Source organism: Bordetella tumulicola (assembly GCF_965138755.1).
Taxonomy (GTDB): Bacteria; Pseudomonadota; Gammaproteobacteria; order Burkholderiales; family Burkholderiaceae_B; genus Bordetella_A; species Bordetella_A tumulicola.
This window is the reverse complement of sequence record NZ_CBCSFP010000006.1, coordinates 166,087-189,017: the sequence shown is the minus strand read 5'-3', so window position 1 is coordinate 189,017 and position 22,931 is coordinate 166,087. Positions and strand designations below refer to the sequence as shown.

At 58.0% G+C, this 22,931-nt stretch carries 30 protein-coding genes; 24 read left to right on the top strand and 6 right to left on the bottom strand.

Features of this window, described 5'->3' with window-relative positions; all coding sequences use genetic code 11:
• Positions 1-482: 482 nt before the first annotated feature.
• The 18 genes from rplN (at position 483) to rplQ (ending at position 9,440) form a co-directional block, all read left to right on the top strand.
• On the top strand, positions 483-851 hold the full coding sequence (gene rplN, locus ACNAZS_RS16630) for a 50S ribosomal protein L14 (protein ID WP_003806916.1): 369 nt from the start codon (positions 483-485) through the stop codon (positions 849-851).
• 10 nt (positions 852-861) lie between these two features.
• Entirely contained in the window at positions 862-1,182 is a 321-nt protein-coding gene (rplX, locus tag ACNAZS_RS16625) for a 50S ribosomal protein L24 (protein ID WP_415791270.1), read from the top strand.
• Between the two features lie 12 nt (positions 1,183-1,194).
• Positions 1,195-1,734: a 50S ribosomal protein L5 gene (gene rplE, locus ACNAZS_RS16620; RefSeq protein WP_415791268.1), complete on the top strand. Its 540-nt coding sequence runs from the start codon at positions 1,195-1,197 to the stop codon at positions 1,732-1,734.
• Between the two features lie 12 nt (positions 1,735-1,746).
• Positions 1,747-2,052, top strand: coding sequence for a 30S ribosomal protein S14 (rpsN, locus tag ACNAZS_RS16615; protein ID WP_415791266.1), 306 nt, complete (start codon positions 1,747-1,749; stop codon positions 2,050-2,052).
• 10 nt (positions 2,053-2,062) lie between these two features.
• Positions 2,063-2,458, top strand: a complete 396-nt coding sequence (rpsH, locus tag ACNAZS_RS16610) for a 30S ribosomal protein S8 (RefSeq protein WP_415791264.1) — start codon at positions 2,063-2,065, stop codon at positions 2,456-2,458.
• 12 nt (positions 2,459-2,470) lie between these two features.
• Positions 2,471-3,004, top strand: a complete 534-nt coding sequence (gene rplF / locus ACNAZS_RS16605; protein ID WP_415791262.1) for a 50S ribosomal protein L6 — start codon at positions 2,471-2,473, stop codon at positions 3,002-3,004.
• A gap of 21 nt (positions 3,005-3,025) precedes the next feature.
• Positions 3,026-3,391, top strand: a complete 366-nt coding sequence (rplR, locus tag ACNAZS_RS16600; RefSeq protein ID WP_415791260.1) for a 50S ribosomal protein L18 — start codon at positions 3,026-3,028, stop codon at positions 3,389-3,391.
• Between the two features lie 15 nt (positions 3,392-3,406).
• Complete coding sequence (gene rpsE, locus ACNAZS_RS16595; RefSeq protein WP_415791258.1) at positions 3,407-3,928, top strand: 30S ribosomal protein S5; 522 nt, start codon at positions 3,407-3,409, stop codon at positions 3,926-3,928.
• 3 nt (positions 3,929-3,931) lie between these two features.
• Positions 3,932-4,117: a 50S ribosomal protein L30 gene (rpmD, locus tag ACNAZS_RS16590; RefSeq protein WP_415791256.1), complete on the top strand. Its 186-nt coding sequence runs from the start codon at positions 3,932-3,934 to the stop codon at positions 4,115-4,117.
• 9 nt (positions 4,118-4,126) lie between these two features.
• A complete protein-coding gene (gene rplO, locus ACNAZS_RS16585; RefSeq protein ID WP_415791254.1) occupies positions 4,127-4,567 on the top strand; it encodes a 50S ribosomal protein L15 in 441 nt (146 codons plus the stop codon).
• A 14-nt stretch (positions 4,568-4,581) separates the two neighbouring features.
• Positions 4,582-5,910 carry a preprotein translocase subunit SecY gene (gene secY, locus ACNAZS_RS16580; protein WP_415791252.1) on the top strand — a complete coding sequence of 443 codons (1,329 nt, stop codon included), beginning with the start codon at positions 4,582-4,584 and terminating at the stop codon, positions 5,908-5,910.
• A 9-nt stretch (positions 5,911-5,919) separates the two neighbouring features.
• Positions 5,920-6,138 carry a translation initiation factor IF-1 gene (gene infA / locus ACNAZS_RS16575; protein ID WP_160351891.1) on the top strand — a complete coding sequence of 73 codons (219 nt, stop codon included), beginning with the start codon at positions 5,920-5,922 and terminating at the stop codon, positions 6,136-6,138.
• A gap of 34 nt (positions 6,139-6,172) precedes the next feature.
• Positions 6,173-6,286: a 50S ribosomal protein L36 gene (rpmJ, locus tag ACNAZS_RS16570; protein ID WP_114419073.1), complete on the top strand. Its 114-nt coding sequence runs from the start codon at positions 6,173-6,175 to the stop codon at positions 6,284-6,286.
• A gap of 42 nt (positions 6,287-6,328) precedes the next feature.
• The gene (gene rpsM / locus ACNAZS_RS16565; protein ID WP_012251748.1) at positions 6,329-6,694 is read left to right on the top strand and encodes a 30S ribosomal protein S13; all 366 of its coding nucleotides are present in this window, start codon (positions 6,329-6,331) and stop codon (positions 6,692-6,694) included.
• A 15-nt stretch (positions 6,695-6,709) separates the two neighbouring features.
• Positions 6,710-7,111: a 30S ribosomal protein S11 gene (gene rpsK / locus ACNAZS_RS16560; RefSeq protein WP_006216516.1), complete on the top strand. Its 402-nt coding sequence runs from the start codon at positions 6,710-6,712 to the stop codon at positions 7,109-7,111.
• A gap of 11 nt (positions 7,112-7,122) precedes the next feature.
• Positions 7,123-7,746: a 30S ribosomal protein S4 gene (rpsD, locus tag ACNAZS_RS16555; protein WP_415791248.1), complete on the top strand. Its 624-nt coding sequence runs from the start codon at positions 7,123-7,125 to the stop codon at positions 7,744-7,746.
• 197 nt (positions 7,747-7,943) lie between these two features.
• On the top strand, positions 7,944-8,930 hold the full coding sequence (locus ACNAZS_RS16550; RefSeq protein WP_415791246.1) for a DNA-directed RNA polymerase subunit alpha: 987 nt from the start codon (positions 7,944-7,946) through the stop codon (positions 8,928-8,930).
• 114 nt (positions 8,931-9,044) lie between these two features.
• A complete protein-coding gene (gene rplQ / locus ACNAZS_RS16545; protein WP_415791244.1) occupies positions 9,045-9,440 on the top strand; it encodes a 50S ribosomal protein L17 in 396 nt (131 codons plus the stop codon).
• 71 nt (positions 9,441-9,511) lie between these two features.
• Here rplQ and ACNAZS_RS16540 read toward each other — a convergent pair whose 3' ends face one another.
• The gene (locus tag ACNAZS_RS16540; RefSeq protein WP_415791242.1) at positions 9,512-9,952 is read right to left on the bottom strand and encodes an HIT family protein; all 441 of its coding nucleotides are present in this window, start codon (positions 9,950-9,952) and stop codon (positions 9,512-9,514) included.
• A 79-nt stretch (positions 9,953-10,031) separates the two neighbouring features.
• Here ACNAZS_RS16540 and cutA point away from each other — a divergent pair, with 79 nt between their 5' ends.
• The gene (gene cutA, locus ACNAZS_RS16535; protein ID WP_415791240.1) at positions 10,032-10,373 is read left to right on the top strand and encodes a divalent-cation tolerance protein CutA; all 342 of its coding nucleotides are present in this window, start codon (positions 10,032-10,034) and stop codon (positions 10,371-10,373) included.
• A 9-nt stretch (positions 10,374-10,382) separates the two neighbouring features.
• Positions 10,383-12,290, top strand: a complete 1,908-nt coding sequence (gene dsbD, locus ACNAZS_RS16530) for a protein-disulfide reductase DsbD (RefSeq protein WP_415791238.1) — start codon at positions 10,383-10,385, stop codon at positions 12,288-12,290.
• Positions 12,291-12,341: 51 nt separating this feature from the next.
• On the opposite strand, the gene hemB is transcribed toward dsbD, so the two are convergent.
• Both hemB and yihA read right to left on the bottom strand, forming a co-directional pair.
• Positions 12,342-13,355 carry a porphobilinogen synthase gene (gene hemB / locus ACNAZS_RS16525; protein ID WP_415791236.1) on the bottom strand — a complete coding sequence of 338 codons (1,014 nt, stop codon included), beginning with the start codon at positions 13,353-13,355 and terminating at the stop codon, positions 12,342-12,344.
• Positions 13,352-13,975, bottom strand: a complete 624-nt coding sequence (gene yihA, locus ACNAZS_RS16520; RefSeq protein WP_415791234.1) for a ribosome biogenesis GTP-binding protein YihA/YsxC — start codon at positions 13,973-13,975, stop codon at positions 13,352-13,354. Before yihA ends, hemB begins: the two co-directional genes overlap by 4 nt.
• A gap of 202 nt (positions 13,976-14,177) precedes the next feature.
• Between yihA and ACNAZS_RS16515 the strand changes: the two genes are divergently transcribed.
• The 3 genes from ACNAZS_RS16515 to ccsB all read left to right on the top strand — a co-directional run bounded on the left by ACNAZS_RS16515 (position 14,178) and on the right by ccsB (position 18,435).
• Positions 14,178-14,879 (top strand): c-type cytochrome, encoded by a 702-nt coding sequence (locus ACNAZS_RS16515; protein WP_415791232.1) that lies wholly within the window; start codon positions 14,178-14,180, stop codon positions 14,877-14,879.
• Positions 14,880-15,073: 194 nt separating this feature from the next.
• Positions 15,074-17,086: a cytochrome c biogenesis protein ResB gene (locus tag ACNAZS_RS16510; RefSeq protein WP_415791462.1), complete on the top strand. Its 2,013-nt coding sequence runs from the start codon at positions 15,074-15,076 to the stop codon at positions 17,084-17,086.
• A gap of 8 nt (positions 17,087-17,094) precedes the next feature.
• Entirely contained in the window at positions 17,095-18,435 is a 1,341-nt protein-coding gene (gene ccsB / locus ACNAZS_RS16505; RefSeq protein WP_415791230.1) for a c-type cytochrome biogenesis protein CcsB, read from the top strand.
• Between the two features lie 79 nt (positions 18,436-18,514).
• On the opposite strand, the gene lysA is transcribed toward ccsB, so the two are convergent.
• Both lysA and lptM read right to left on the bottom strand, forming a co-directional pair.
• Entirely contained in the window at positions 18,515-19,804 is a 1,290-nt protein-coding gene (gene lysA / locus ACNAZS_RS16500; RefSeq protein ID WP_415791228.1) for a diaminopimelate decarboxylase, read from the bottom strand.
• Positions 19,801-19,953: an LPS translocon maturation chaperone LptM gene (lptM, locus tag ACNAZS_RS16495; protein WP_415791460.1), complete on the bottom strand. Its 153-nt coding sequence runs from the start codon at positions 19,951-19,953 to the stop codon at positions 19,801-19,803. Before lptM ends, lysA begins: the two co-directional genes overlap by 4 nt.
• A gap of 55 nt (positions 19,954-20,008) precedes the next feature.
• Between lptM and cyaY the strand changes: the two genes are divergently transcribed.
• Positions 20,009-20,338, top strand: coding sequence for an iron donor protein CyaY (cyaY, locus tag ACNAZS_RS16490; RefSeq protein WP_415791226.1), 330 nt, complete (start codon positions 20,009-20,011; stop codon positions 20,336-20,338).
• Positions 20,339-20,392: 54 nt separating this feature from the next.
• On the opposite strand, the gene ACNAZS_RS16485 is transcribed toward cyaY, so the two are convergent.
• Positions 20,393-22,876, bottom strand: a complete 2,484-nt coding sequence (locus tag ACNAZS_RS16485; RefSeq protein WP_415791224.1) for a penicillin-binding protein 1A — start codon at positions 22,874-22,876, stop codon at positions 20,393-20,395.
• Positions 22,877-22,931: the final 55 nt, after the last annotated feature.

Genomic DNA, 22,931 nt, shown 5'->3' with positions numbered 1-22,931 from the left:
TTGATGCGAACCAGATCGACTGGCAATTAACACTTTGTTAAGAGCCGGTCGGTTTGAGGAACGGCGAGGATCCATATCCTTGCCGTTTTCTATTGGCAGGCCTCGTTGACAGCCTTATGGGCGAACCTATTGGTTCAGCCTATATTTGGTAAACCTGCTTGGTAAGATTGATGCGGCCATACCTTTTGTAGTGATACTGCACATTTTTCACACAAAGGGCTTGCGTTCGCATATTAGGTACGCTAGAATTACACGCTTTCCCGAGTTGCCTGTATTGGTTATGTGTTGCAGCCTGATGGCTGCGGTTGGCCGACAAGGGTATCGGGGAAAGTATCCGCAGGATTTCAACCCAGGGTCGTTGTTTTGTTTTGAAGATTGTCTTCGAAATGGGCGGCGGACCTGACGGGACCAAAACTGGCAGGAAATGCGACATCCCCTGGTCGGGAAATCGTAATTCCAGTTAAGTTGGAACAGGAAAAATCATGATCCAAATGCAGACCACGCTGGACGTGGCCGACAACACCGGTGCGCGTGCTGTTATGTGCATCAAGGTGCTCGGTGGCTCCAAGCGCCGTTATGCCGGTATCGGCGACATCATCAAGGTGAGCGTCAAAGATGCGGCTCCGCGCGGGCGCGTCAAAAAAGGCGAAATTTACAACGCCGTGGTGGTTCGTACCGCCAAGGGTGTGCGCCGTAAAGACGGTTCGCTGATCCGCTTCGGTGGCAATGCCGCCGTGTTGCTCAATGCCAAGCTGGAGCCCATCGGCACCCGCATCTTCGGACCCGTTACGCGTGAACTGCGTACCGAGCGTTTCATGAAGATCGTGTCGTTGGCCCCTGAAGTGCTGTAAGGAGCTCACGATGAACAACATTCGTAAAGGCGACGAAGTCGTCGTCCTGACCGGCCGCGACAAAAAGCGTCGTGGCACCGTGCTGGCTCGCGTTGATGCCGATCACGTTCTGGTCGAAGGCGTTAACGTCGTTAAAAAGCACGTCAAGGCCAATCCTATGGCCAACAACCCTGGCGGCATCATCGAAAAGACTTTGCCGATCCACATTTCCAATGTGGCGCTGTTTAACCCGGCCACCGGTAAGGGCGATCGCGTCGGCGTGCAAGAAGTCGATGGCCGCAAGGTCCGCGTGTTCCGTTCCAATGGTGCCGTTGTCGGCGCCAAGGCGTAAGGGGCGACAGACATGTCTCGTTTGCAAGAACTCTACAAGAGCAAAGTTGCTCCTGACCTGAAGGAAAAATTTGGCTACAAGAGCCAAATGGAAGTGCCGCGCATCACCAAGATCACCCTGAACATGGGTGTCTCGGAAGCCGTCGCTGACAAAAAGGTCATCGAGCACGCTGTTTCTGATCTCACCAAGATCGCTGGCCAAAAGCCCGTCATCACCAAGACCCGTAAGGCTATCGCCGGTTTCAAGATCCGCGAAAACTACCCGATCGGTTGCATGGTGACGTTGCGTGGTCAACGTATGTACGAATTCCTGGATCGCCTGGTGGCGGTTGCGTTGCCTCGTGTGCGCGACTTCCGTGGTATTTCCGGTCGTGCATTCGACGGTCGTGGTAACTACAACATCGGGGTGAAAGAGCAGATCATTTTCCCCGAAATCGAATACGACAAGATCGACGCGTTGCGTGGGCTGAACATCAGCATCACTACCACCGCGAAGACCGACGATGAAGCCAAGGCGCTGTTAACGGCCTTCAGCTTCCCGTTCCGTAACTAAGGGGCTGATGACGTGGCTAAACTTTCCCTCATCAATCGCGATATCAAGCGCGCCAAGCTGGCTAACAAGTTCGCGGCTCGCCGTGCTGAACTGAAAGCGATCGTCGACGATCAATCCAAGACCGACGAAGAGCGTTATCAAGCTCGGCTGAAGCTGCAACAACTGCCGCGCAATGCTAACCCGACTCGCCAGCGTAACCGCTGCGTCGTCACGGGTCGTGCGCGCGGTGTCTTCCGCAAGTTTGGGCTGACTCGCCACAAACTGCGTGAAATGGCGATGAAGGGGGAAATCCCCGGCATCACCAAGGCCAGCTGGTAGGAGAAAAAACATGAGCATGAGCGATCCCATCGCCGATATGCTGACTCGCATTCGCAATGCGCAGCAAGTTGACAAAGTTACGGTGAGCATGCCCTCCTCGAAGCTGAAGGCGGCAATTGCCGCTGTGCTCCAGGACGAAGGCTACATCGACAGCTTTGAAGTCAAAGGCACGCAGGCTAAGCCTGAGTTGGAAATCACCCTGAAGTACTACGCTGGCCGTCCGGTTATCGAGCGCATTGAACGCGTTTCGCGCCCTGGCTTGCGTATTTACAAGGGCCGTACCAGCATTCCTCAGGTCATGAACGGCCTGGGCGTGGCTATCGTTTCCACCTCGCGTGGCGTCATGACTGATCGCAAGGCCCGTGCAAGCGGTGTCGGCGGCGAAGTCCTGTGCTACGTGGCCTAAGGAGTAACGATAATGTCACGTATTGCTAAATATCCGGTCGATTTGCCCAAGGGTGTTGAAGCCAACATCCAACAGGACCAAATCACCGTCAAAGGCCCGATGGGCACTTTGAGCCAAGAACTGACGGGTCACGTCAAGGTCGCACTCGACGATGGCAAACTGACGTTTGTTGCTGTTGACGACTCGCGCCATGCTGGCGCTATGTCGGGCACCGTGCGTGCGCTGGTCGCCAACATGGTGACTGGTGTGAGCAAGGGCTTCGAGCGCAAGCTGAACCTGGTGGGTGTGGGTTATCGTGCCCAAATCCAAGGTGATGCCATCAAGCTGCAGTTGGGTTTCTCGCACGATGTTGTGCACAAGCTGCCTGCTGGTATCAAAGCCGAATGCCCGACCCAGACGGAAATCGTCATTAAGGGCTCCAATAAGCAAGTCGTCGGTCAAGTGGCCGCTGAAATCCGCGCCTATCGCGAACCCGAACCCTACAAGGGCAAGGGCGTGCGTTATGCGGACGAACGCGTCGTCATTAAAGAAACCAAGAAGAAATAACGGCGCACGCAAGGACGAATCATGGACAAAAAAGTTTCCCGTTTGCGTCGTGCAGTTACGACCCGTCGGAAGATCTCCGAGTTGCGCGTACACCGCCTCTCGATCTTCCGCTCGAATCTGCACATTTACGCCAACATCATTTCGCCGGAAGGCGATCGCGTGCTGGTCAGCGCTTCGACGCTGGAACCCGAAGTGCGTGCGCAACTGGCCGGTCAAACCGGTCAGGGCGGCAATACTGCCGCTGCCACGCTGGTGGGCAAGCGCGTGGCCGAAAAGGCCAAGGCTGCCGGTATCGAATTGGTCGCTTTCGATCGCTCGGGCTTTCGTTACCATGGCCGCGTGAAAGCGCTGGCCGATGCCGCGCGTGAAGCCGGCCTGAAGTTCTAAGCGAGGATTTGTCAAATGGCTAAAGTACAAGGCAAAGGCGCCGCGGAAAAAGAGAACGACGACGGCTTGCGCGAAAAAATGATCGCGGTAAATCGCGTCAGCAAAGTGGTCAAAGGTGGTCGCACCATGAGCTTCGCCGCGCTGACCGTTGTAGGTGATGGCGATGGCCGTATCGGCATGGGCAAGGGCAAGGCGCGTGAAGTGCCGGTGTCGGTCCAGAAAGCAATGGAACAAGCCCGCCGCGGCATGTTCAAGGTTGCGCTGAAGAACGGCACGTTGCATCACACAGTCGTGGGCAAGCACGGTGCTTCCACCGTCTTGATCTCGCCGGCTGCTGAAGGTACTGGCGTGATTGCCGGTGGCCCGATGCGCGCTATCTTCGACGTGATGGGTGTGCGTAACGTTGTTGCCAAGAGTCTCGGCTCGAGCAATCCCTACAACTTGGTCCGTGCTACGCTGAACGGCCTGCGTGCTTCCCTGACTCCGTCAGAAGTCGCTGCCAAGCGCGGCAAGACCGTCGAAGAGATCCTGGGGTAAATCATGTCTCAGAAGCAGATCAAAGTTACCCTCGTGCGCTCGACGATCGGTACAAAGCAATCCCACCGCGACACCGTCCGCGGTCTGGGTCTGCGCCGTATCAACAGCAGCCGAGTTCTGGTCGACACGCCCGAGGTGCGCGGGATGATCCGTAAAGTGGATTATCTTGTCTCCGTCTCGGAAGCCTAAGGAATTACGATGTCGGATATTCAACTCAATTCGCTGAAGCCCGCTGAGGGTGCCAAGCACGCCAAGCGCCGCGTCGGCCGTGGTATCGGTTCGGGTCTGGGTAAAACCGCCGGTCGTGGCCACAAGGGTCAAAAATCGCGTTCGGGTGGCTTTCACAAAGTCGGCTTCGAAGGCGGTCAAATGCCGCTGCAGCGTCGCCTGCCCAAGCGTGGTTTCACGCCCATGGGTCGACACTTGCATGCCGAGGTTCGCCTGTCGGAACTGCAAGCGCTGCCCATCGACGAGATCGATGTGCAAGCGTTGAAGGCCGCCGGCGTGATCGGTCAACAGGTTCGCTACGCCAAGGTCATCAAGTCCGGTGAACTCTCGCGCAAAGTGACGCTCCAGGGCATCACTGCGACGGCCGGCGCTCGCGCCGCCATCGAAGCCGCGGGCGGCTCGCTTGCTTGATTGCGGGGTAATACGTGGCTAACGCACAGGCACTGGGCAAGACCGGACCGAAGTACGGCGACTTAAAGCGCCGTCTCGTGTTCCTGGTGCTCGCCTTGGTGGTTTACCGGCTGGGTACGCACATTCCCGTACCGGGCATCAATCCGGACGCACTGGCGGACCTGTTCCGTCAAAACCAGGGCGGTATCCTGGGCCTGTTCAACATGTTTTCGGGCGGCGCGTTGTCGCGCTTTTCGATCTTCGCCTTGGGGATCATGCCGTACATCTCTGCATCCATCATTATGCAGTTGATGTCCGTTGTGGTTCCGTCGCTGGAAGCCCTCAAAAAAGAGGGCGAGGCCGGTCGCCGCAAGATCACCCAATACACCCGTTACGGCACTGTGGTGCTGGCGCTGGTGCAGGCGGTGGGTATTTCGGTAGCACTGGAGTCCCAGCCGGGGTTGGTGATTGACCCTGGCATGTTGTTCCGCTTTACGACGGTCGTGACGTTGCTGACCGGCACCATGTTTATCATGTGGCTGGGTGAGCAGATCACCGAGCGTGGTCTGGGTAACGGTATCTCGATTTTGATTTTCGCGGGTATTGTTGCCGGACTGCCTTCGGCGCTGGCTGGATTGCTGGATCTGGTTCGTACCAATGCGATGTCGGTGGTTTCGGCCCTGTTCATCGTGGCGTTGGTGGTGTTGGTCACTGCTTTTGTGGTGTTCGTGGAACGCGGACAGCGCAAGATCACGGTGAACTATGCCAAGCGCCAAGTGGGTAACAAGATCTACGGTGGTCAAAGCTCGCACTTGCCGCTAAAGCTGAACATGGCTGGCGTGATTCCGCCGATCTTTGCGTCGTCGATCATTTTGTTTCCGGCTACGATTACCAGCTGGTTTTCGACGGGTAACAGCATGTTGTGGTTGCGTGACCTGGCAGCGGCTCTTGAGCCTCGTCAGCCGCTCTACATCACGTTGTATTCGGCCGCGATCATTTTCTTCTGCTTCTTCTACACGGCGTTGGTATTCAACAGCCGCGAAACGGCAGATAACCTGAAGAAAAGTGGTGCGTTCGTTCCTGGCATCCGCCCGGGCGAGCAAACAGCGCGCTACATCGACAAGATTCTGATGCGTTTGACGCTGGTGGGTGCGTTGTATATCACCCTGGTGTGTCTACTGCCAGAGTTCTTGGTGATGCGTTGGAATGTACCGTTTTATTTTGGTGGCACGTCCTTGTTGATTATCGTAGTGGTGACGATGGATTTCATGTCCCAGGTTCAGGCCTACATGATGTCGCACCAGTATGATTCGCTACTAAAGAAGGCGAACTTCAAGGGTTCCTCAGGTTTGCCGATGCGGTAGCGAAGAAGAATGTCCAAGGACGACGTCATTCAGATGCAAGGTGAGGTTGTTGAAAATCTCCCCAACGCGACTTTTCGCGTCAAGCTCGAAAACGGCCACGTGGTGTTAGGCCATATTTCCGGCAAGATGCGTATGCATTACATCCGGATTCTGCCGGGCGACAAGGTCACTGTGGAGCTCACGCCCTATGACCTGACAAGGGCAAGAATTGTGTTTCGCTCAAAATGAGTAGATCTGGATTACGGAAAATTAGGAGTCAACCATGAAAGTAATGGCATCGGTTAAGCGGATTTGCCGCCACTGCAAAGTTATTAAACGTCACGGCGTGGTGCGCGTTATCTGCACCGACCCGCGTCACAAGCAGCGTCAAGGCTAACCCCGGTTAGCGACACGCAACGGATTTATTCAAGGAACAGTCATGGCCCGTATTGCTGGCATTAACATTCCGCCGCAACAGCACGCCGAGATCGGCCTGACCGCCATTTTTGGCATCGGTCGTACGCGCGCCCGCAAGATTTGCGAAGCAGCAAATGTACCCCTTTCCAAAAAGGTCAAGGATCTGACCGACGCGGAACTGGAGCGTATTCGCGAACACGTTGGTGTGTTCACGGTCGAGGGTGACCTGCGTCGCGAAGTCCAATTGTCGATCAAGCGTTTGATCGATTTGGGCACTTATCGTGGTATGCGTCACAAGCGCGGTTTGCCCGTGCGCGGCCAGCGCACTCGAACCAACGCCCGCACCCGCAAGGGACCGCGTCGTGCTGCTGCGTCCCTGAAGAAATAATCGAGGAATTAGATTATGGCGAAAGCTTCCACCAGCGGCGCTTCGCGCGTACGCAAAAAGGTCAAGAAGAACGTCTCGGACGGCATTGCGCACGTTCACGCGTCGTTCAACAACACGATCATCACCATTACCGACCGCCAGGGCAATGCTCTGTCGTGGGCGACTTCGGGTGGCGCGGGCTTCAAGGGCTCGCGCAAATCGACGCCGTTCGCCGCTCAGGTGGCTGCCGAAACGGCCGGCCGCGTGGCGCTCGAATATGGCATCAAAACTCTCGAAGTGCGTATCAAGGGCCCTGGTCCTGGTCGCGAATCGTCCGTGCGTGCGCTGAATGCGCTGGGCATCAAGATCTCGAGCATTGCCGATATCACGCCCGTACCGCATAACGGCTGCCGTCCGCCGAAGCGTCGTCGTATCTAAGGGGAATCCACATGGCTCGTTATACTGGACCCAAATGCAAACTCTCGCGCCGCGAGGGTACCGATCTCTTCCTGAAGAGCGCCCGCCGCTCGCTGGATTCCAAGTGCAAGCTGGATTCCAAGCCTGGTCAGCATGGCCGCACTTCGGGATCCCGCACCTCCGACTACGGTCTGCAACTGCGTGAAAAGCAAAAGCTCAAGCGTATGTACGGCGTGCTGGAGAAGCAATTCCGCAAGTACTTCGCTGAAGCCGAGCGTCGCCGTGGCAACACGGGCGAAACACTGATTCAGTTGCTGGAATCGCGCCTGGACAACGTGGTGTACCGCATGGGCTTCGGCTCGACGCGTGCTGAAGCCCGCCAACTGGTTAGCCACCGCGCTGTCGAGTTGAATGGTCACACCGCAGACATCGCTTCGATGATCGTCAAGGCTGGAGACGTGATCACCATCCGCGAAAAGGCCAAGAAGCAAGGTCGTATCCGCGAATCGCTGGATTTGGCCTCGAGCATCGGCATCCCCCAATGGGTGGAGGTCGATACGAACAAAATGGCCGGTACGTTCAAGGCAGCTCCCGATCGTGCTGATGTCGCTCGCGATATCAACGAATCGATGGTCGTCGAACTGTACTCGCGTTAATCGTAGCCAGTGCGATCTTGATGATCGCACTGCTTGCTTCGTTTTTTCGATTGCAAGTCCCGCAGCAACCCGCTTCCGCGATTTCCGCGCAAGCGGGTTTTGCGGTCATAGTGAGCAGCACTTTTTGCTGCGTTTCTTTTGTTTCCATCAGCCTTATCGGTGTAACGAGCCGAGGGTATTGAAAAGGAATACTGTACATGTCCACTCAAGGTTTTCTGAAGCCGCGTTCCATTGATGTTCAACCGGTCGGCACTCACCATGCCAAGATCGTGATGGAACCCTTCGAGCGTGGTTACGGCCACACGCTGGGCAACGCCCTGCGCCGTATTTTGCTGTCTTCGATGACGGGCTACGCGCCCACCGAAGTGCAACTGACCGGCGTCGTGCACGAATACTCGACCATTCCCGGTGTGCGCGAAGATGTCGTCGACATCCTGCTGAACCTGAAGGGCGTGGTTTTCAAGCTGCACAATCGTGACGAAGTCACGCTGGTGCTGCGCAAGAATGGCGTGGGCGCCGTGTTGGCCAGCGATATCGAGCTGCCGCATGACGTCGAGATCATCAATCCCGATCACCTCATCTGCAACCTGACCGACGCCGGCAAGGTGGAAATGCAGATCAAGGTCGAAAAGGGTCGCGGCTATGTGCCGGGTAACGTGCGTGCCCTGTCCGAAGACCGTACCCACACGATTGGTCGTATCGTGCTGGACGCTTCGTTCAGCCCCGTGCGCCGCGTCAGCTACGCTGTTGAAAGCGCTCGCGTTGAGCAGCGTACCGACCTGGACAAGCTGGTTCTGGATATCGAAACCAACGGCGTTATCTCGCCTGAGGAAGCCGTTCGTCAGTCGGCTCGCATTCTGATGGATCAGATTTCGGTGTTTGCGGCCCTGGAAGGCGCAGGCGATTCGTACGAAGCGCCGGTGCGTGGCACGCCGCAAATCGATCCGGTGCTGCTGCGTCCGGTGGACGATCTGGAGTTGACGGTGCGTTCGGCCAACTGCCTGAAGGCCGAAAACATTTACTACATCGGCGACCTGATCCAGCGTACTGAAAACGAGTTGCTCAAGACCCCGAACCTGGGTCGTAAGTCGCTCAACGAAATCAAGGAAGTTCTGGCTGCACGTGGCTTGACCTTGGGCATGAAGCTCGAGAACTGGCCGCCTCTGGGTCTGGAACGCCCCTGATTCGTCCATTAAATTACCCATTTTCTACCGGACCGCAGTCTGGCAACAGGCTGATAGAAGATCCGGATAACCTGGTGGTGCAAGCGCCGCCTTTAGATTCAAAAGGAACTTATCATGCGTCACGGTAATGGTTTGCGTAAACTCAATCGTACTAGCAGCCACCGTCTTGCCATGTTTCGCAACATGGCCGTTTCGTTGTTGACCCACGAAGCGATCAAGACCACGCTGCCCAAGGCGAAAGAACTGCGCCGCGTCGTTGAACCCCTGATTACTCTGGGCAAGGAACCCACTCTGGCGAACAAGCGTCTGGCTTTTGCCCGTCTGCGTGATCGCGATGCTGTGGTGAAGCTGTTTGCCGAAATCGGTCCCCGCTATGCGGCCCGTAACGGCGGCTATACCCGCATTCTGAAGATGGGTTTCCGTCAAGGCGATAACGCTCCCATGGCTTTCATGGAATTGGTGGATCGTCCTGAAGTCGAGGAAACCGAGGCCGACAACGCTGCCGAATAATCCGGTCAGTGAATAAGCGCAAAGGCGAGCTCTCGGGCTCGCCTTTGTTTTAAGGGCCTGCGTTCATTTTCTTAAGGACGGGTTTTTAAGGCTTCCTGCAACTGAGCGGCCGTCGCCGCCAATTGCTCGGCGGGCGGCTGCGGAGGCGTGATGAATTCCAGATCCTGCTGGGCAATGTATTGAGTGGACGTCACGTCTTGCAGCGTGTGCATGGGGATGAGATGCGCGTGTGCATGAGCCACGTGGATGCCGGTAAAGACGAATCCGACGCGTTCGACCTGATATAGGGCCTTCATGGCCTGAGCCAGCGATTGGCCGAGTGCCAGAATCTGATTGGCCCGTCGCTGCGGCAGATCTTCGAAGTACGGGTAGTGCTGCTTGGGAATAATCAGCACATGCCCTGGCCGGACAGGTTGAATGTCCAGAAAGGCCAGTATGTCCTCGTCTTCGTGCACGATGTGCGCGGGAATCTGGCCTTGTGCGATACGGCAGAACAAGCAGGAGTCTGACATGGCGATAGGGTCTCTGTGACGATACACAAAGTAAGATACCGTATAGACACTGCGGTGCAAACCGTTTGCAGGAGCTCTCATGTCGCGCGACGACGATATCGTGCTGGTTATCAGTAACGCCCCAGACCTATTGTTGGCTAAACGTATTGCCCATGTGTTGGTAGAGGATGGTCTGGCAGCCTGCGTGAACCTCGGTGCCCCCATTTTGTCCATTTATCACTGGGAAGGCCAAATCGAAGGGGCAGACGAGGTACCGATGTGGATCAAGACGACCGCTGGCCATCAGCATGCCCTTGTCCAGGCCTTGGCTAAACTGCATCCGTACGAGGTGCCTGAAATCATCGTCGTCCCGGTGATAGGCGGCAGTGCGGCTTATCTGGATTGGGTGCGTAATCAAGCAACGGGCAAGCCCATTGACTAAGAGAATTTGATGCATCAGTTCATGGTTCGTAAACCGTCGCGATGGCGGTATGGCTGGATCGCGCTGACCGCTATCGCGATCTGGCTCATGTTGGCCTGGCGTCCAGTGGCCGCGCTGTCAGAGGATGATTTTTTGCCGCCGGAGCAGGCTTTCGTGTTCAGTGCAACGATGGCCGCGCCCGGCACCGTCGAGCTGCAATATCGCATCGCCCCGGGGTACTACATGTATCGCGAGCGGTTTCAGTTGCAAGCCGATCCAGAGGGCGCAGTGACGTTGGGGCAGCCCGTTTATCCACAGGGTGACGTCAAATACGACCCTACCTTCGAAAAGAATATGGAGGTCTATCACCGTCAGGTGACGATCACGGTACCGGTTGCGGGAACGCAGCCGTTCGTCCTGAAAGTGACCAGTCAAGGCTGTGCCGATGCTGGGCTGTGCTACCCACCTGCAGATCACACGATCAAGCTGACCCCTATTGCTGGGGGGTATGGGTTGGACAGCGCCGATGCGAGCCGCTCAGTGACGGGCTTGGTGGTCGGTGGCTCGGGCGTGGCGAATTCATCTACCAGTTCGGCTTCCACGGGCGGACTGACTTCGCTGTTGTCTGCCGGCGATATGGGGCTGGCCGATGCAATCAGCGGTTTGGGTTGGCTCAAGACCGCAGGTGTGTTCTGGGTATTGGGCCTGTTGTTGGCGTTAACACCATGCGTGTTGCCGATGATTCCCATTTTGTCTTCCATCGTTGTCGGCGGAACACGGGATGTGCGTCCGGGGCGTTGGCGTGGCCTGGGCTTGGCAGCGGCCTATGTATTGGGTATGTCGGTGGTCTACACGGCATTGGGCGTGGCGGCCGGCCTGAGCGGCGCGGGTCTGGCGGCATGGTTACAGACGCCGTGGATTTTGGCCGTATTTGCTGGCGTATTGGTCATACTGGCCGTTGCAACGTTTGGCGCTTTTGATTTTCAGGTCCCGGGCGCCGTGCAGAGCTGGTTGACAGCACGTTCGACGCGCATCCCCGGAGGGCGCGTAACAGGTGCTTTGGCAATGGGCGCGATATCGGCGTTGATCGTGGGCCCCTGCGTCGCGGCCCCGTTGGCCGGCGCCTTGTTGTACATATCCCAGACCGGCGACGTGGTACTGGGCGCTGCAGCGCTGTTTGCGCTGGCTTGGGGCATGGGCGTGCCTTTGCTGATTGTGGGCGCGTCGTCCGGTGCGCTACTGCCTAAAGCTGGGCCGTGGATGGATGGCGTCAAGCGATTGTTCGGCATGCTGTTGCTCGCCACAGCGTGGTGGATGCTCATCCCCATTACACCGACGTGGTTGCAGATGACAGGCTGGGCATTTTTGGCCATCGTGGGTGCCGTGATGTTGCGCGCCTTTGATGGATTGCCCGATTCGGCAGGGGCTCCCCGTATGTTCGCAAAAGGCATCGGATTGCTGCTGGCCTTAGCAGCCGCAGCGTGGTTGGTGGGTGCGGCTAGCGGGGGGCGTGACGTTTTGCAGCCACTGTCGCATTTGGTGCAGCGAGGTGGTGGCAACGAGACGATTGCAGCCACGGGGCATGTGGAATTTACACGCGTGCGCAATACCGCCGAGTTGGATGCTTTGCTGGCGCAGAGCACCCGACCCGTGATGTTGGATTTCTATGCGGATTGGTGTGTATCGTGCCGCGAAATGGAGCGCTTTACGTTTTCTGATCCTGTCGTCGCGAGCAAACTGTCGCGCATGTTGCTGGTACAAGCCGACGTGACACAGAATAATGCGGACGATCGAGAGCTGCTGAAGCGATTTCGATTATTTGGGCCGCCCGGCATTCTATTTTTTGAGCCGGGTGGTACACCTATCGCTGACGCTCGCGTCGTTGGGTTTCAGGATGCGGCCCGTTTCGCGAGTGTATTAGACCGAGTGTTGCGTTAGGAATAAGAAAAGAGGGCCCTCTATGCGGCCCAGGGCGACGCAACTGCGGTATTACCGCTGTTTAAGTAGCTTGGCCGCCTCGATAGCAAAGTACGTCAGGATGCCGTCGGCGCCTGCTCGCTTAAAGCCCAGCAGGGCTTCCATCATGACCTTGTCGTGATCGAGCCAGCCGTTGGCGGCCGCGGCCTTGATCATGGCGTATTCCCCACTGACCTGATAGGCAAAAGTCGGGACACGGAAGGTGTCTTTGACGCGGCGTAGTACGTCCAGATAGGGCATCCCGGGTTTGACCATGACCATGTCGGCGCCTTCTTGAAGATCGGCGGCGACTTCGCGCAGCGCTTCGTCGATATTGCCCGGGTCCATCTGGTAGGCCATTTTGTCGGATTTGCCGAGGTTGCTGGCCGAGCCTACGGCGTCACGGAAGGGGCCGTAGAACGCGCTGGCGTATTTGGCGGAGTACGCCATGATCCGGGTATGGATGTGCTGCTTGGACTCAAGGGCGGCGCGTATGGCGCCGATGCGACCGTCCATCATGTCGCTGGGGGCGACGATGTCGACGCCGGCTTCTGCCTGGACCAGGGCCTGTCGGATCAGAATTTCGACGGTGGGCTCGTTGATCACGTAGCCATGGTCATCGATGATGCCGTCCTGACCATGGCTGGTGTAGGGGTCCAGGGCAACGTCGGTGAGAATGCCCAGTTGTGGGAAACGCTGTTTCAGCGCGGTGACCACACGCGGGATCAGGCCGTCGGGGTTGGCGGCCTCGATGCCGTCTGGCGTCTTGAGCGCCGGGTCGATGGCCGGGAACAGGGACAGGACCGGGATGCCGAGCGCGACACATTCCTCGGCGACGGTCAGCAGTGTGTCGGGCGAATAGCGGACGACGCCGGGTAACGATGGCACGGGCTCGCGCAGACCATTGCCTTCGGCGACGAAAACCGGATAGATCAGATCGTTGACCGTCAACGTGCTTTCGCGAACCAGACGACGGGTAAAGTCGTCGCGGCGCAGGCGGCGTGGGCGCGAGGTCGGAAATGCGGGAGCGATGAGGGTGGGCTTCATGGCACGACCTTTGGGGATATCCAGTTTTCGATGTATTGCGTTGCTTCGGGCAGGCCGATGCGTTCGGTGGCCGAGAACGGTACGGTGTAGAGCGCACCGATGTCAGCAAGTTGTTTGCGCACGGCAAAGACGGCGCGCTGGCGTTGGCCATACGGCAGCTTGTCGGCTTTGGTCAAGAGCGCCAGCACAGGGCGGCCCGTGGGCGCGATGAAATCGGCCAGGCGGCGATCCAGCTCGGTGACGCCGCGGCGAATGTCGATCAGCAAGACGATGCCTGCCAAAGACGGCCGGTCGCGGAGGTAGCCGCCAAGGATGTCAGACCATTTTTCTTTTTCCTTGTAGGCGACGGAGGCATAGCCGTAGCCTGGCAAATCGACCAGAAAACCCAGCGGCTGTTCGGGCTCCAACGGGTCGGGCAGGCCAAACAAGTTAATCAGTCGTGTGCGGCCGGGCGTCTTGCTGGAAAAGGCCAGCCGACGCTGATTACACAGCACGTTGATGGCGGAGGATTTGCCCGCGTTGGAGCGGCCAACAAAGCAGACTTCGGGCGCGCCGGGGTCTGGCAGTTGGTCGAGTTGGGCCGCCGAAATATAGAAGGAGGCGCGATGGAGGAGGGACACGTGGGAAGTCCGATACAGGTGGTTGTGAACCCTATTGTATAATCGTGCGTTTGCAGCAGTGGTACCCCTGCGTTGGCCGGGTCTTTCCGCTTCTTAAAAAGAGGGGAACTCCGGGGCGGATATATGTTCGGTCCGGCATGGCATGGGGCAGGCATGGGGCGCTTTTTGCGCCTTGATCGAGGTCCGGTCGTCGAGGTATTCAATGATGCGTGTGCTGTCCCAGATGTTGGTAGCCAGCGGGCTGATGCTCGGTGTGTCTGTTATGTCTTCAAGTTTTGCCGCCGAAAGCGCAGCAGGGCCTACTAAGCCCGATGCGACGAAAGGCGCGCAACTTTATGATCAGGGTGACGCTTCTCGAGGCATTGTCGCCTGTGCGTCCTGTCACGGCCCAGGGGGCAATAGCAGTATTCCTGCTAATCCCAACCTAGCCGCGCATCCCCACGAGTATTTGGCCAAACAACTGGCCGACTTCCAAACCAAAGAAGGCGCCGAGAAGCCCCTGCGCAACGGTGCGGGTGGCAATCCCACGCCGATGACCGCCATGGCGCAAAGTCTGACGCCGCAAGACATGCAAAACGTGGCGCTGTATCTGGCGCAGCAGCCGCTTGCGCAGCCAGCGACTGCGGGCTACGAAGATCTGGTCGAGCACGGGCGCAAGATCTGGCGTGGCGGTTTGCCGGAGCGCAATGTGCCGGCCTGTGCGTCGTGCCATTCCGCGAACGGCGCTGGCCTGCCCGGTCAGTATCCCCGGTTGGCAGGACAGTTCCCTTCGTATATCGAAGAGCAGTTGAAGCTGTTCCGCAGTAAAGACCGTGCCAACAACGCCGTGATGAATGACATCGCCGACCGTATGTCGGATGCCGATATCAAGGCAGTGTCTGATTACGCAGCGGGACTGCGCTAAAGTAAGCACTAGCCCCATTGCGTGGCTGGTTCGCACAACATGTCTGTATTTCTGGGGGTCGACTCCAGGGATGCTGCCCATAAGGGGGGAGCCGGTCGCGCGACCCCCTTTTTTTCATGAATTCAAGACTCTCCTCACCTCCTCGCTTTCCTCTGCGCAGTCTGCCGCGCGATGTCTTCGAATTAATCGGTTCGATGCGTTTTGCCGTCAGTTTGCTGATGTTTATCTGCGTGGCCAGTGTGCTGGGTACCGTACTGGCACAAAATCGCTCATCGAACGCATATATCGATCAATTTGGGCCTTTCTGGTTCGAAGTATTCGACAAATTTTCGATTTGGCACGTCTATAACAGTTGGTGGTTTCTGGCCATCATGGGTTTTCTGGTCGTCTCTACGTCGATCTGCTTGATCCGCAATACACCGAAGATGCTGCACGAAGCGCGATCGTTCCGCGAACATGTGCGGGCCAGCAGCTTGCGAGCATTTCCGCATCGGGTCGAAATCCACGATGCCGCGCCGGTAGATGGCGCGGTGAGCGGCGTGAAAGGGTTGCTCACTCAGCAAGGTTACGCCATACGCGAGCGTCGCGACGGCGACGGTGTCATGCTGGCCGCCAAAAAAGGCAGTGCCAATCGACTGGGCTATATTTGCGCTCACGCCGCCATGGTCATCATCTGCGTAGGTGGATTGCTGGACAGTGAGTTAGGGGTGCGTTTGCAGGTGTTGATGGCCGGTAAGCAGCCGATTGTGGACAACATGCTGATTTCGCAGGTGCCTGCCAGCGGGCGGCTTTCGGTGGACAATCCCAGCTTTCGGGCGAGCGTGCTGATCCCGGAAGGGGATCAGGTCAGTACGGCGGTGGTGATGGTGGGCGACGGGGCGCTGGTGCAGCCTTTGCCCTTTACCCTGAAACTCAAAAAATTCATCGTGGACTATTACTCGACGGGCATGCCCAGCCGGTTTGCCAGCGATGTCGTGGTTACGGATCCCGATACCGGCAAGACCTTTGAATCCACGATCGAGGTCAACGAGCCCTTGCGCTTCAAGGGTGTGACGGTTTATCAGTCCAGTTTCGATGATGGCGGCAGTACGGTCAGCCTCAAGGGCTATCCGCTGGTCGGTACGAGTACTACGCCGTTTGACGTTTCGGGCACGGTCGGCAAGTCCGCCGAGATCACGGCGCGCGGCAATGACGGCAGCGCCCGGGACATGCAAGTGGATATCACGGCATTGCGCCCGATCAATGTCGAGGATCTGAGCAGCGGTGCACCGCAAGGTGATAACAAGACGCTGGGCGAGCACGTTGCATCGGTGTCCGGAAGTGCGGCGGGCAAAAAGAACGAGCATCTGCGCAATGTAGGCCCGAGTGTTGAGTATCGTTTGCTTGACCAGGCCGGGCAGGCGCATGAGTTCATGAACTATATGCTGCCCGTTGAGTTGGACGGCATAGGGGTATTTTTGGCTGGGGTACGTAATAACCCGTCGGAAAATTACCGCTACTTGCGTATTCCGGCAGATGCCGACAGCTCGTTGACCGAGTTCATGCAACTGCGGGCAGCGTTGGCTGATCCGGCCGCCCGGAGTGAGGCGGCGCGTCGCTTTGCCGAGCGCAATAGCCCTTCGGCCGCCGAGCAAAAATCGTTACAGGGGGCTGCCGAGCGCGGTCTGGAAACCTTCGCAACAGGGGGGTTGCAGGCGATTGCGGGCTTTTTGCAGGCGAACACCCCTCAGGCAGACCTGGAGCGTGCGGCCGACGTGGTGATTCGCCTGATCGGTGCCTCTGTGGCTGAACTCCGTGGGGTGGCTCGTGAACGGGCAGGGTTGCCGGCATTGCCCGAGACAGGGCCCGAGGCCGAGCGCGCCGTACAATGGTCGAGTCTGGCCGTGGCCGCGTTGTCGGATCTGAATATCTATCCCGCACCGGTTTTCCTGACGCTGAGCGACTTTAAACACGTTCAGGCTAGTGTGTTTCAAGTCAGCCGTACCCCTGGCAAAAACGCGGTTTATATTGGTTGCCTGCTGTTGGTGCTGGGAGTTTTCTCGATGTTTTATATCCGTGACCGGCGCGTGTGGGTCTGGGTCAAACCCGCCGCCGATGGCGCGGGTAGCGACGTCCATGCTGCGATGACATCGCAGAAGCGTACACTTGATTTCAACCACGAGTTTGATCGCTTCAAACAGGCGTTGTTGCGCCGGAACAGGCCTTGAGGTTTTTCATGTCCGCCAGTACTACTACCCAGTCAGTTAATGCCTTGTGGCAGCCGGCACTATCGGCTACCGGTGACGCGCGCGCGCAGCGTGGCAAGCCGGGCTGGACTGACGTTGTGTTCTTTTTGTTGCTGGCCGTGGGCGCGGGTTATGCGCTGATGACATACAGCAGCGCCATGGACTATTACGAAAAAATCATCCTGTGCGCGGCGGTGTTCGTCCTCACCTGGCTGGGATGGCTGTGGCGCCCGCTGCGCAGCTTGATGATCGCCTGTGCACTCGCGGCGGGATTTGCGCTGCTGCTGTATGAACAGGACTTGGCGCGTGCCGAGCAGGTATTCTTCCTGAAATACCTGTTTTCATCCCAATCGGCCATCCTATGGATGAGCGCACTGTTTATCCTGGCCACGATCTGCTACTGGATCGGCATTTTCAGCCCCACGGCAGCCTGGTTGGGGACGGCATTGACCTGGGGGGCGGTGTTTGCGGGCGTGACGGGTTTGTTGGTGCGTTGGCGCGAGGGGCATTTGATGGGCCCCGACCTGGGCCATATTCCGGTCAGTAACCTGTACGAAGTCTTCGTACTGTTTTCGCTGATTACGGCCTTGTTTTACCTGTATTACGAACGCAAATACGCCACGCGTGCGCTGGGCGGTTTCGTGTTGCTGGTGATCTCGTCTGCGACCATATTCTTGCTGTGGTATGCGTTTACGCGTGACGCGGGCCAGATACAGCCGCTTGTGCCCGCGTTGAAAAGCTGGTGGATGAAGCTGCATGTGCCGGCCAACTTTATTGGGTACGGGACATTTTCTCTCGCGGCGATGGTGGGCTTTGCCTATTTGATCAAGCAGCATGGCACGACGACGTCGTGGGTCAAGTTGGCGCCGCTGTTTGTCTTGGGTGTGTTGCTGTGTGTGGAGCCCCTGGTGTTTCGTACCGATGGGCTGTCGGCGACCTGGATGATTTATTTTGGCGTCGGGGTCGTGATTGTCGGTGGGATTCTGTTGGGACGGCGTCGCATCGCGCAGGCGCTACCCTCGCTCGAGGTGCTCGACGACATCATGTATCGGGCCATTGCGATCGGCTTTGCGTTCTTTACGGTCGCGACCATTCTGGGCGCATTGTGGGCCGCTGACGCATGGGGAGCCTATTGGCAATGGGATCCGAAAGAAACCTGGGCGTTGATTGTCTGGTTGAACTACGCGGCGTGGCTGCACATGCGCTTGATGAAAGGCCTGCGCGGGCATTTCGCGGCGTACTGGGCGCTGGTTGGGTTGCTGATTACGGGATTCGCCTTTTTAGGGGTGAACATGTTCCTGTCGGGGCTGCACTCCTACGGAGAGCTGTAACCGACGGATCGTGCACCGTGCCGGAATGCAACGTCTGCCCGCCGCCGCCTGAAATCAGCCGGCGACGGGCAAAAGACCTTTAGGGCAGCGTGGATTCGCCACGCAGCAGGTCATCCAGGGTTTCACGTTGGCGCACGATGTAGTGCTGGTCGCCATCGACCATGACTTCTGCGGCCCGGGCCCGGGTGTTGTAGTTGCTGGCCATCACCATGGCATAGGCGCCGGCGGATTCCAGAGCGAGGACGTCGCCAGCCTGCAGGGCGAGAGGCCGTTGGCGGGCGAGCCAGTCAGCGCTTTCACAAACCGGTCCGACGATATCGTATTGCGTGGTGTCGCCGTCGTGGGGCGATACCGGCTGAACCCCATGGTACGCGTCATACAGGGCCGGACGCAGCAGGTCGTTCATGGCGGCATCGACAATCGCGAAATTGCGTGCAGGTGCGTGTTTCAGGTATTGAACCGTGGTCAGCAGCACGCCGGCATTGCCCACTAGCGAACGGCCAGGCTCCAGCACGAGATGCAAGTGCCCCAGGCCGCGCGCTTGCAAGCGTTCGAATACTTGATCCAGCAGCGCCTTGGGCGAGGGCGGGACTTCGTCGGTATAGCGGATCCCCAGACCACCACCGAGATCCAGATGCTGGACCGTGATGCCGACCGTGGCTAGCTGCTGGATTAGATCCAGCAGTTTTTCCAGTGCATCAAAGTACGGGCTGATATCTGTGAGCTGCGAGCCGATATGGCAGTCCACGCCCACGATATCGAGTCCTGGTAGCGACGCCGCCGTGCGATAGGCATCAAGGGCCGATTCGATGGCAATACCAAACTTGTTTTCTTTCAGGCCGGTAGAAATATACGGATGGGTCTGCGCATCCACGTCGGGGTTGACGCGCAGCGATACCGAAGCCCGTTGCCCCATGGATTGCGCAACCTCGGACAAGCGATGCAGTTCAGCCTCGGATTCGACGTTGAAGCATTTGACGCCAGCCTCGAGGGCAGCGCGCATTTCCCAGGCCTGTTTGCCCACACCCGAAAAAACGACCTTGGCAGGATCGCCGCCGGCGGCCAATACGCGCTTGAGCTCTCCGCCCGACACGATGTCGAAACCCGAACCCAATCGGGCGAACTCTTTCAGGACAGCGAGATTGGAGTTGGCCTTCATGCCATAGCAGATCAGGACCGGACGGTCGCCGATCGCGTCGCGATACGACTGCCAGGCTTGGGCCAGCGCGGCACGCGAATAGACATACAGTGGCGTCCCCAACTGGTTGGCCAAACTGTCTAACGCGACCCCTTCGGCGTGCAAAACACCGTTTTTGTAGTGAAAATGTGGGTGCCCGATCAAGCTGGGCTGTGCGGAATGGGAAGTCATGGAATCGGTTCAACAGGGGGGATATTAAGCGGCTCGGGCGGTTTGGGGTCGGGTTGTCCCGGCGCCGGCGGCAGATAAAGCGGACCCTTAAAGCCACAGGCCGCAATCAGGCTGACTGCGGCGAGCGTGGCTACAATGCGTAAGACCATACGGCCATGTGCCATGTGGGACACTAGAAACTCCGTAATTCTTGCAGGCTCAATTATGACTGAAACCGAATTCCTTGCGTTGGTTGACCAAGTACTGACCAGTATCGAAAGCCAGGCGGACGATTGGGCTGCCTCACAGGATGTCGATATCGAGACCAGTCGTAGCGGTAATGTGCTGACGCTGGTCTTCGAAGATGGCACCCATGTTGTTGTGAATAGCCAGGCAGCTATGCAGGAAATCTGGGTGGCTGCTCGTAGTGGTGGGTTTCATTATCGCTACGAAGACGCACAATGGAACAATACGCGAGGTGGGCCCCAGTTGCCCGATGCCTTGTCGCAGATCTGCTCAGAGGCAGCGGGGGTGCCGGTGGCGGTGCGCTTGTAGCGCGTACCGCACCCGTTTTGCCCCCGCTGCCTTGGCCCTGGCGTTTGCCTGGGGTCAGAACGGAATCTGTTGTGCCCAGTCAGGCGTTTGTTGGCCGGAGTTCAGGTTGGGAGAGACACGAATGGCGTCGTTGTTGCCATTGCCACTCCCTCCATTCCCGCGGCCTACCAAATCATTCAGGAAATCGCCCAATTGATCGGTCTCCACGCGGGTGGGCTCAGACAGGCCGAGGCGCGCCACGGACTCGCCGGGCGGAAATTCCGAGAAATAAAACTCGCCGCGTTCGACAATCAGCCCATCAGGACGGGGACGCTCTTTCTGCTCGGGCACGCCCTTGAGCATTTCGCCCATGTATTCGAGCCAGATGGGCATCGCGATGCCGCCACCCGTTTCGCGCGAACCCAGTGATTTGGGCTGGTCAAAGCCCATCCAGGCGGTCGCGACCAACGTCGGTGTGTAACCCGAGAACCAGGCATCGACCGATTCGTTGGTCGTGCCGGTCTTGCCAGCCACATCCGAGCGTTTGAGCGTGGCACGCGCGCGTGCAGCCGTACCGCTGGTGGCGACGCCGCGCAGCATGTTGTCCATGACGTAGGCCGTACGCGGGTCAATCGCCCGGGCGGCTTCGTCGCCAGCAATGATAGGTTTGGACTGCATAAGCACCTTGCCGCTGCTATCCGTTACGCGTTCGATCAAATAGGGGGCGATGCGGTAGCCGCCATTGGCGAATACCGCGAAGGCGCCCGCCAGTTGCAGCGGAGTGACCGAGCCTGCGCCCAGCGCCAACGGCAGCACGGCGGGTTGGCGGGCCTTATCAAAGCCAAAGCGCGTCAGGTACTCTTGTGCGTACTGGGGGCCGATCGCCTGCAGAATACGAATAGAGACCATGTTCTTGGACTTGTACAGGCCCTGTCGCATGGTCAGCATGGGTTCGTATACATTGCCGTAGTTTTTGGGCGTCCACGGCTTGGAACCGGTTTTCGCAGCGCTCAGATGGAACGGCTGATCAGAAATCTGCGTGGCGGGCGTCAAGCCGCGCTCTAGCGAGGCTGCGTAAATGAACGGCTTGATGTTCGACCCCGGCTGGCGCCAGGCCTGGGTGACACGGTTGAACTTGCCCCGATAGAAATCAAAACCGCCGACCATGGCGCGGATCGCGCCGTCCTGCGGAGCCAGGGCTACGAAAGCGGCTTGTACGGCAGGCATGTTGATGACTTCCCAGCCATCGCCAAATTTATGGATATACACCACCGATCCGCGTTTGAGGCGCTTGGATTCTGCCGCTTTGCTGCTCAGCGAGCGGGCCACGACATTCAGGACCTTTTTGTCGGTAATCGAGATGATCTCGCTGGCGCTGCGCATGACCTTGATTTCGGTCGGACTGGCCGACAGCACCACCGCAGTCAGCAGATCACCGCTGTCCGGGTATTTTTCGAAAGCGACATCCAGGAACTCGTCCAGCGTTTCAGCGTCCTTTTCGATGCCCTCAGGCATGTCGAGCTGCTCTTCGGGGCCCGGGTAGACGGCTCGGCGCGTGTATTGCAGGATGCCATCACGCACCGCGTTGTAGGCCGTTTCCTGGTCTTTTGAGCTGACGGTCGTGTAGATATTGATGCCGCGCGAATAAAGCTCGTCTTTGTAGATGCCGTAAAGCAATTGGCGCGCCAGTTCGGCGACATACTCGCCATGGATGGCATAGCCGCCCGCCGGTGTGCCCTGGGCGGCCTTCATCACGATGGGTTGCGCTTTGGCTTGCTGGTATTCCGCGTCAGTCAGGTAACCCAGCGAATGCATGCGGCCCAAAACGTAGTTCTGTCGGATGGTGGCGCGCGGCAGGTTGGCGATGGGGTTAAAACGCGACGGGGCTTTGGGAATCCCCGCGAGCATGGCTGCCTCGGCCGCCGTGACCTCGGACAATACCTTGCCAAAATACGCACGAGACGCCGCAGCAAAACCGTAGGCCCGATGACCCAGGTAGATTTGGTTCATGTAGAGCTCAAGGATTTGGTCCTTGGTGAGCTCGGATTCGATCTTGAACGTCAGCAGCAGCTCGTAAAACTTGCGCGAATACGTTTTTTCGGACGACAGATAGAAGTTACGCGCCACCTGCATGGTGATGGTACTGGCACCCTGCGATTTGGACATATTGACCAGATTGGTCAGGCCTGCGCGGATAACGCCCATCCAGTCGATACCGCCATGCTGATAAAAGCGATCGTCTTCCGCGGCCAGCACGGCCGATTTCATGACATCCGGGATTTCGTTGAAACGCAGCACGTTGCGGCGTTCTTCGCCGAATTCGCCGATCAGTACGTGGTCGCTGGTGTAAACACGTAGCGGTACGCGTGGCCGATAGTCGGTCATGGCATGCAGATCGGGCAGATTTGGCCATGCCAATGCCAGCGCCATCCCGCCCAGCAGGATGCCGCACAGCACCATGCCGCCACAGAAAATGCCCATCTTCACGAAAAACCGCAATATGGGAGATCCGCTTTTTTGGGGGGAGGTTTTTTTGGAGGAGTTTTGCGACTTGCTCATCGCGGCGATTTTACGGGTAACTGTAGATCCGCTTGAGAGCCATTTTCGAGTTTCT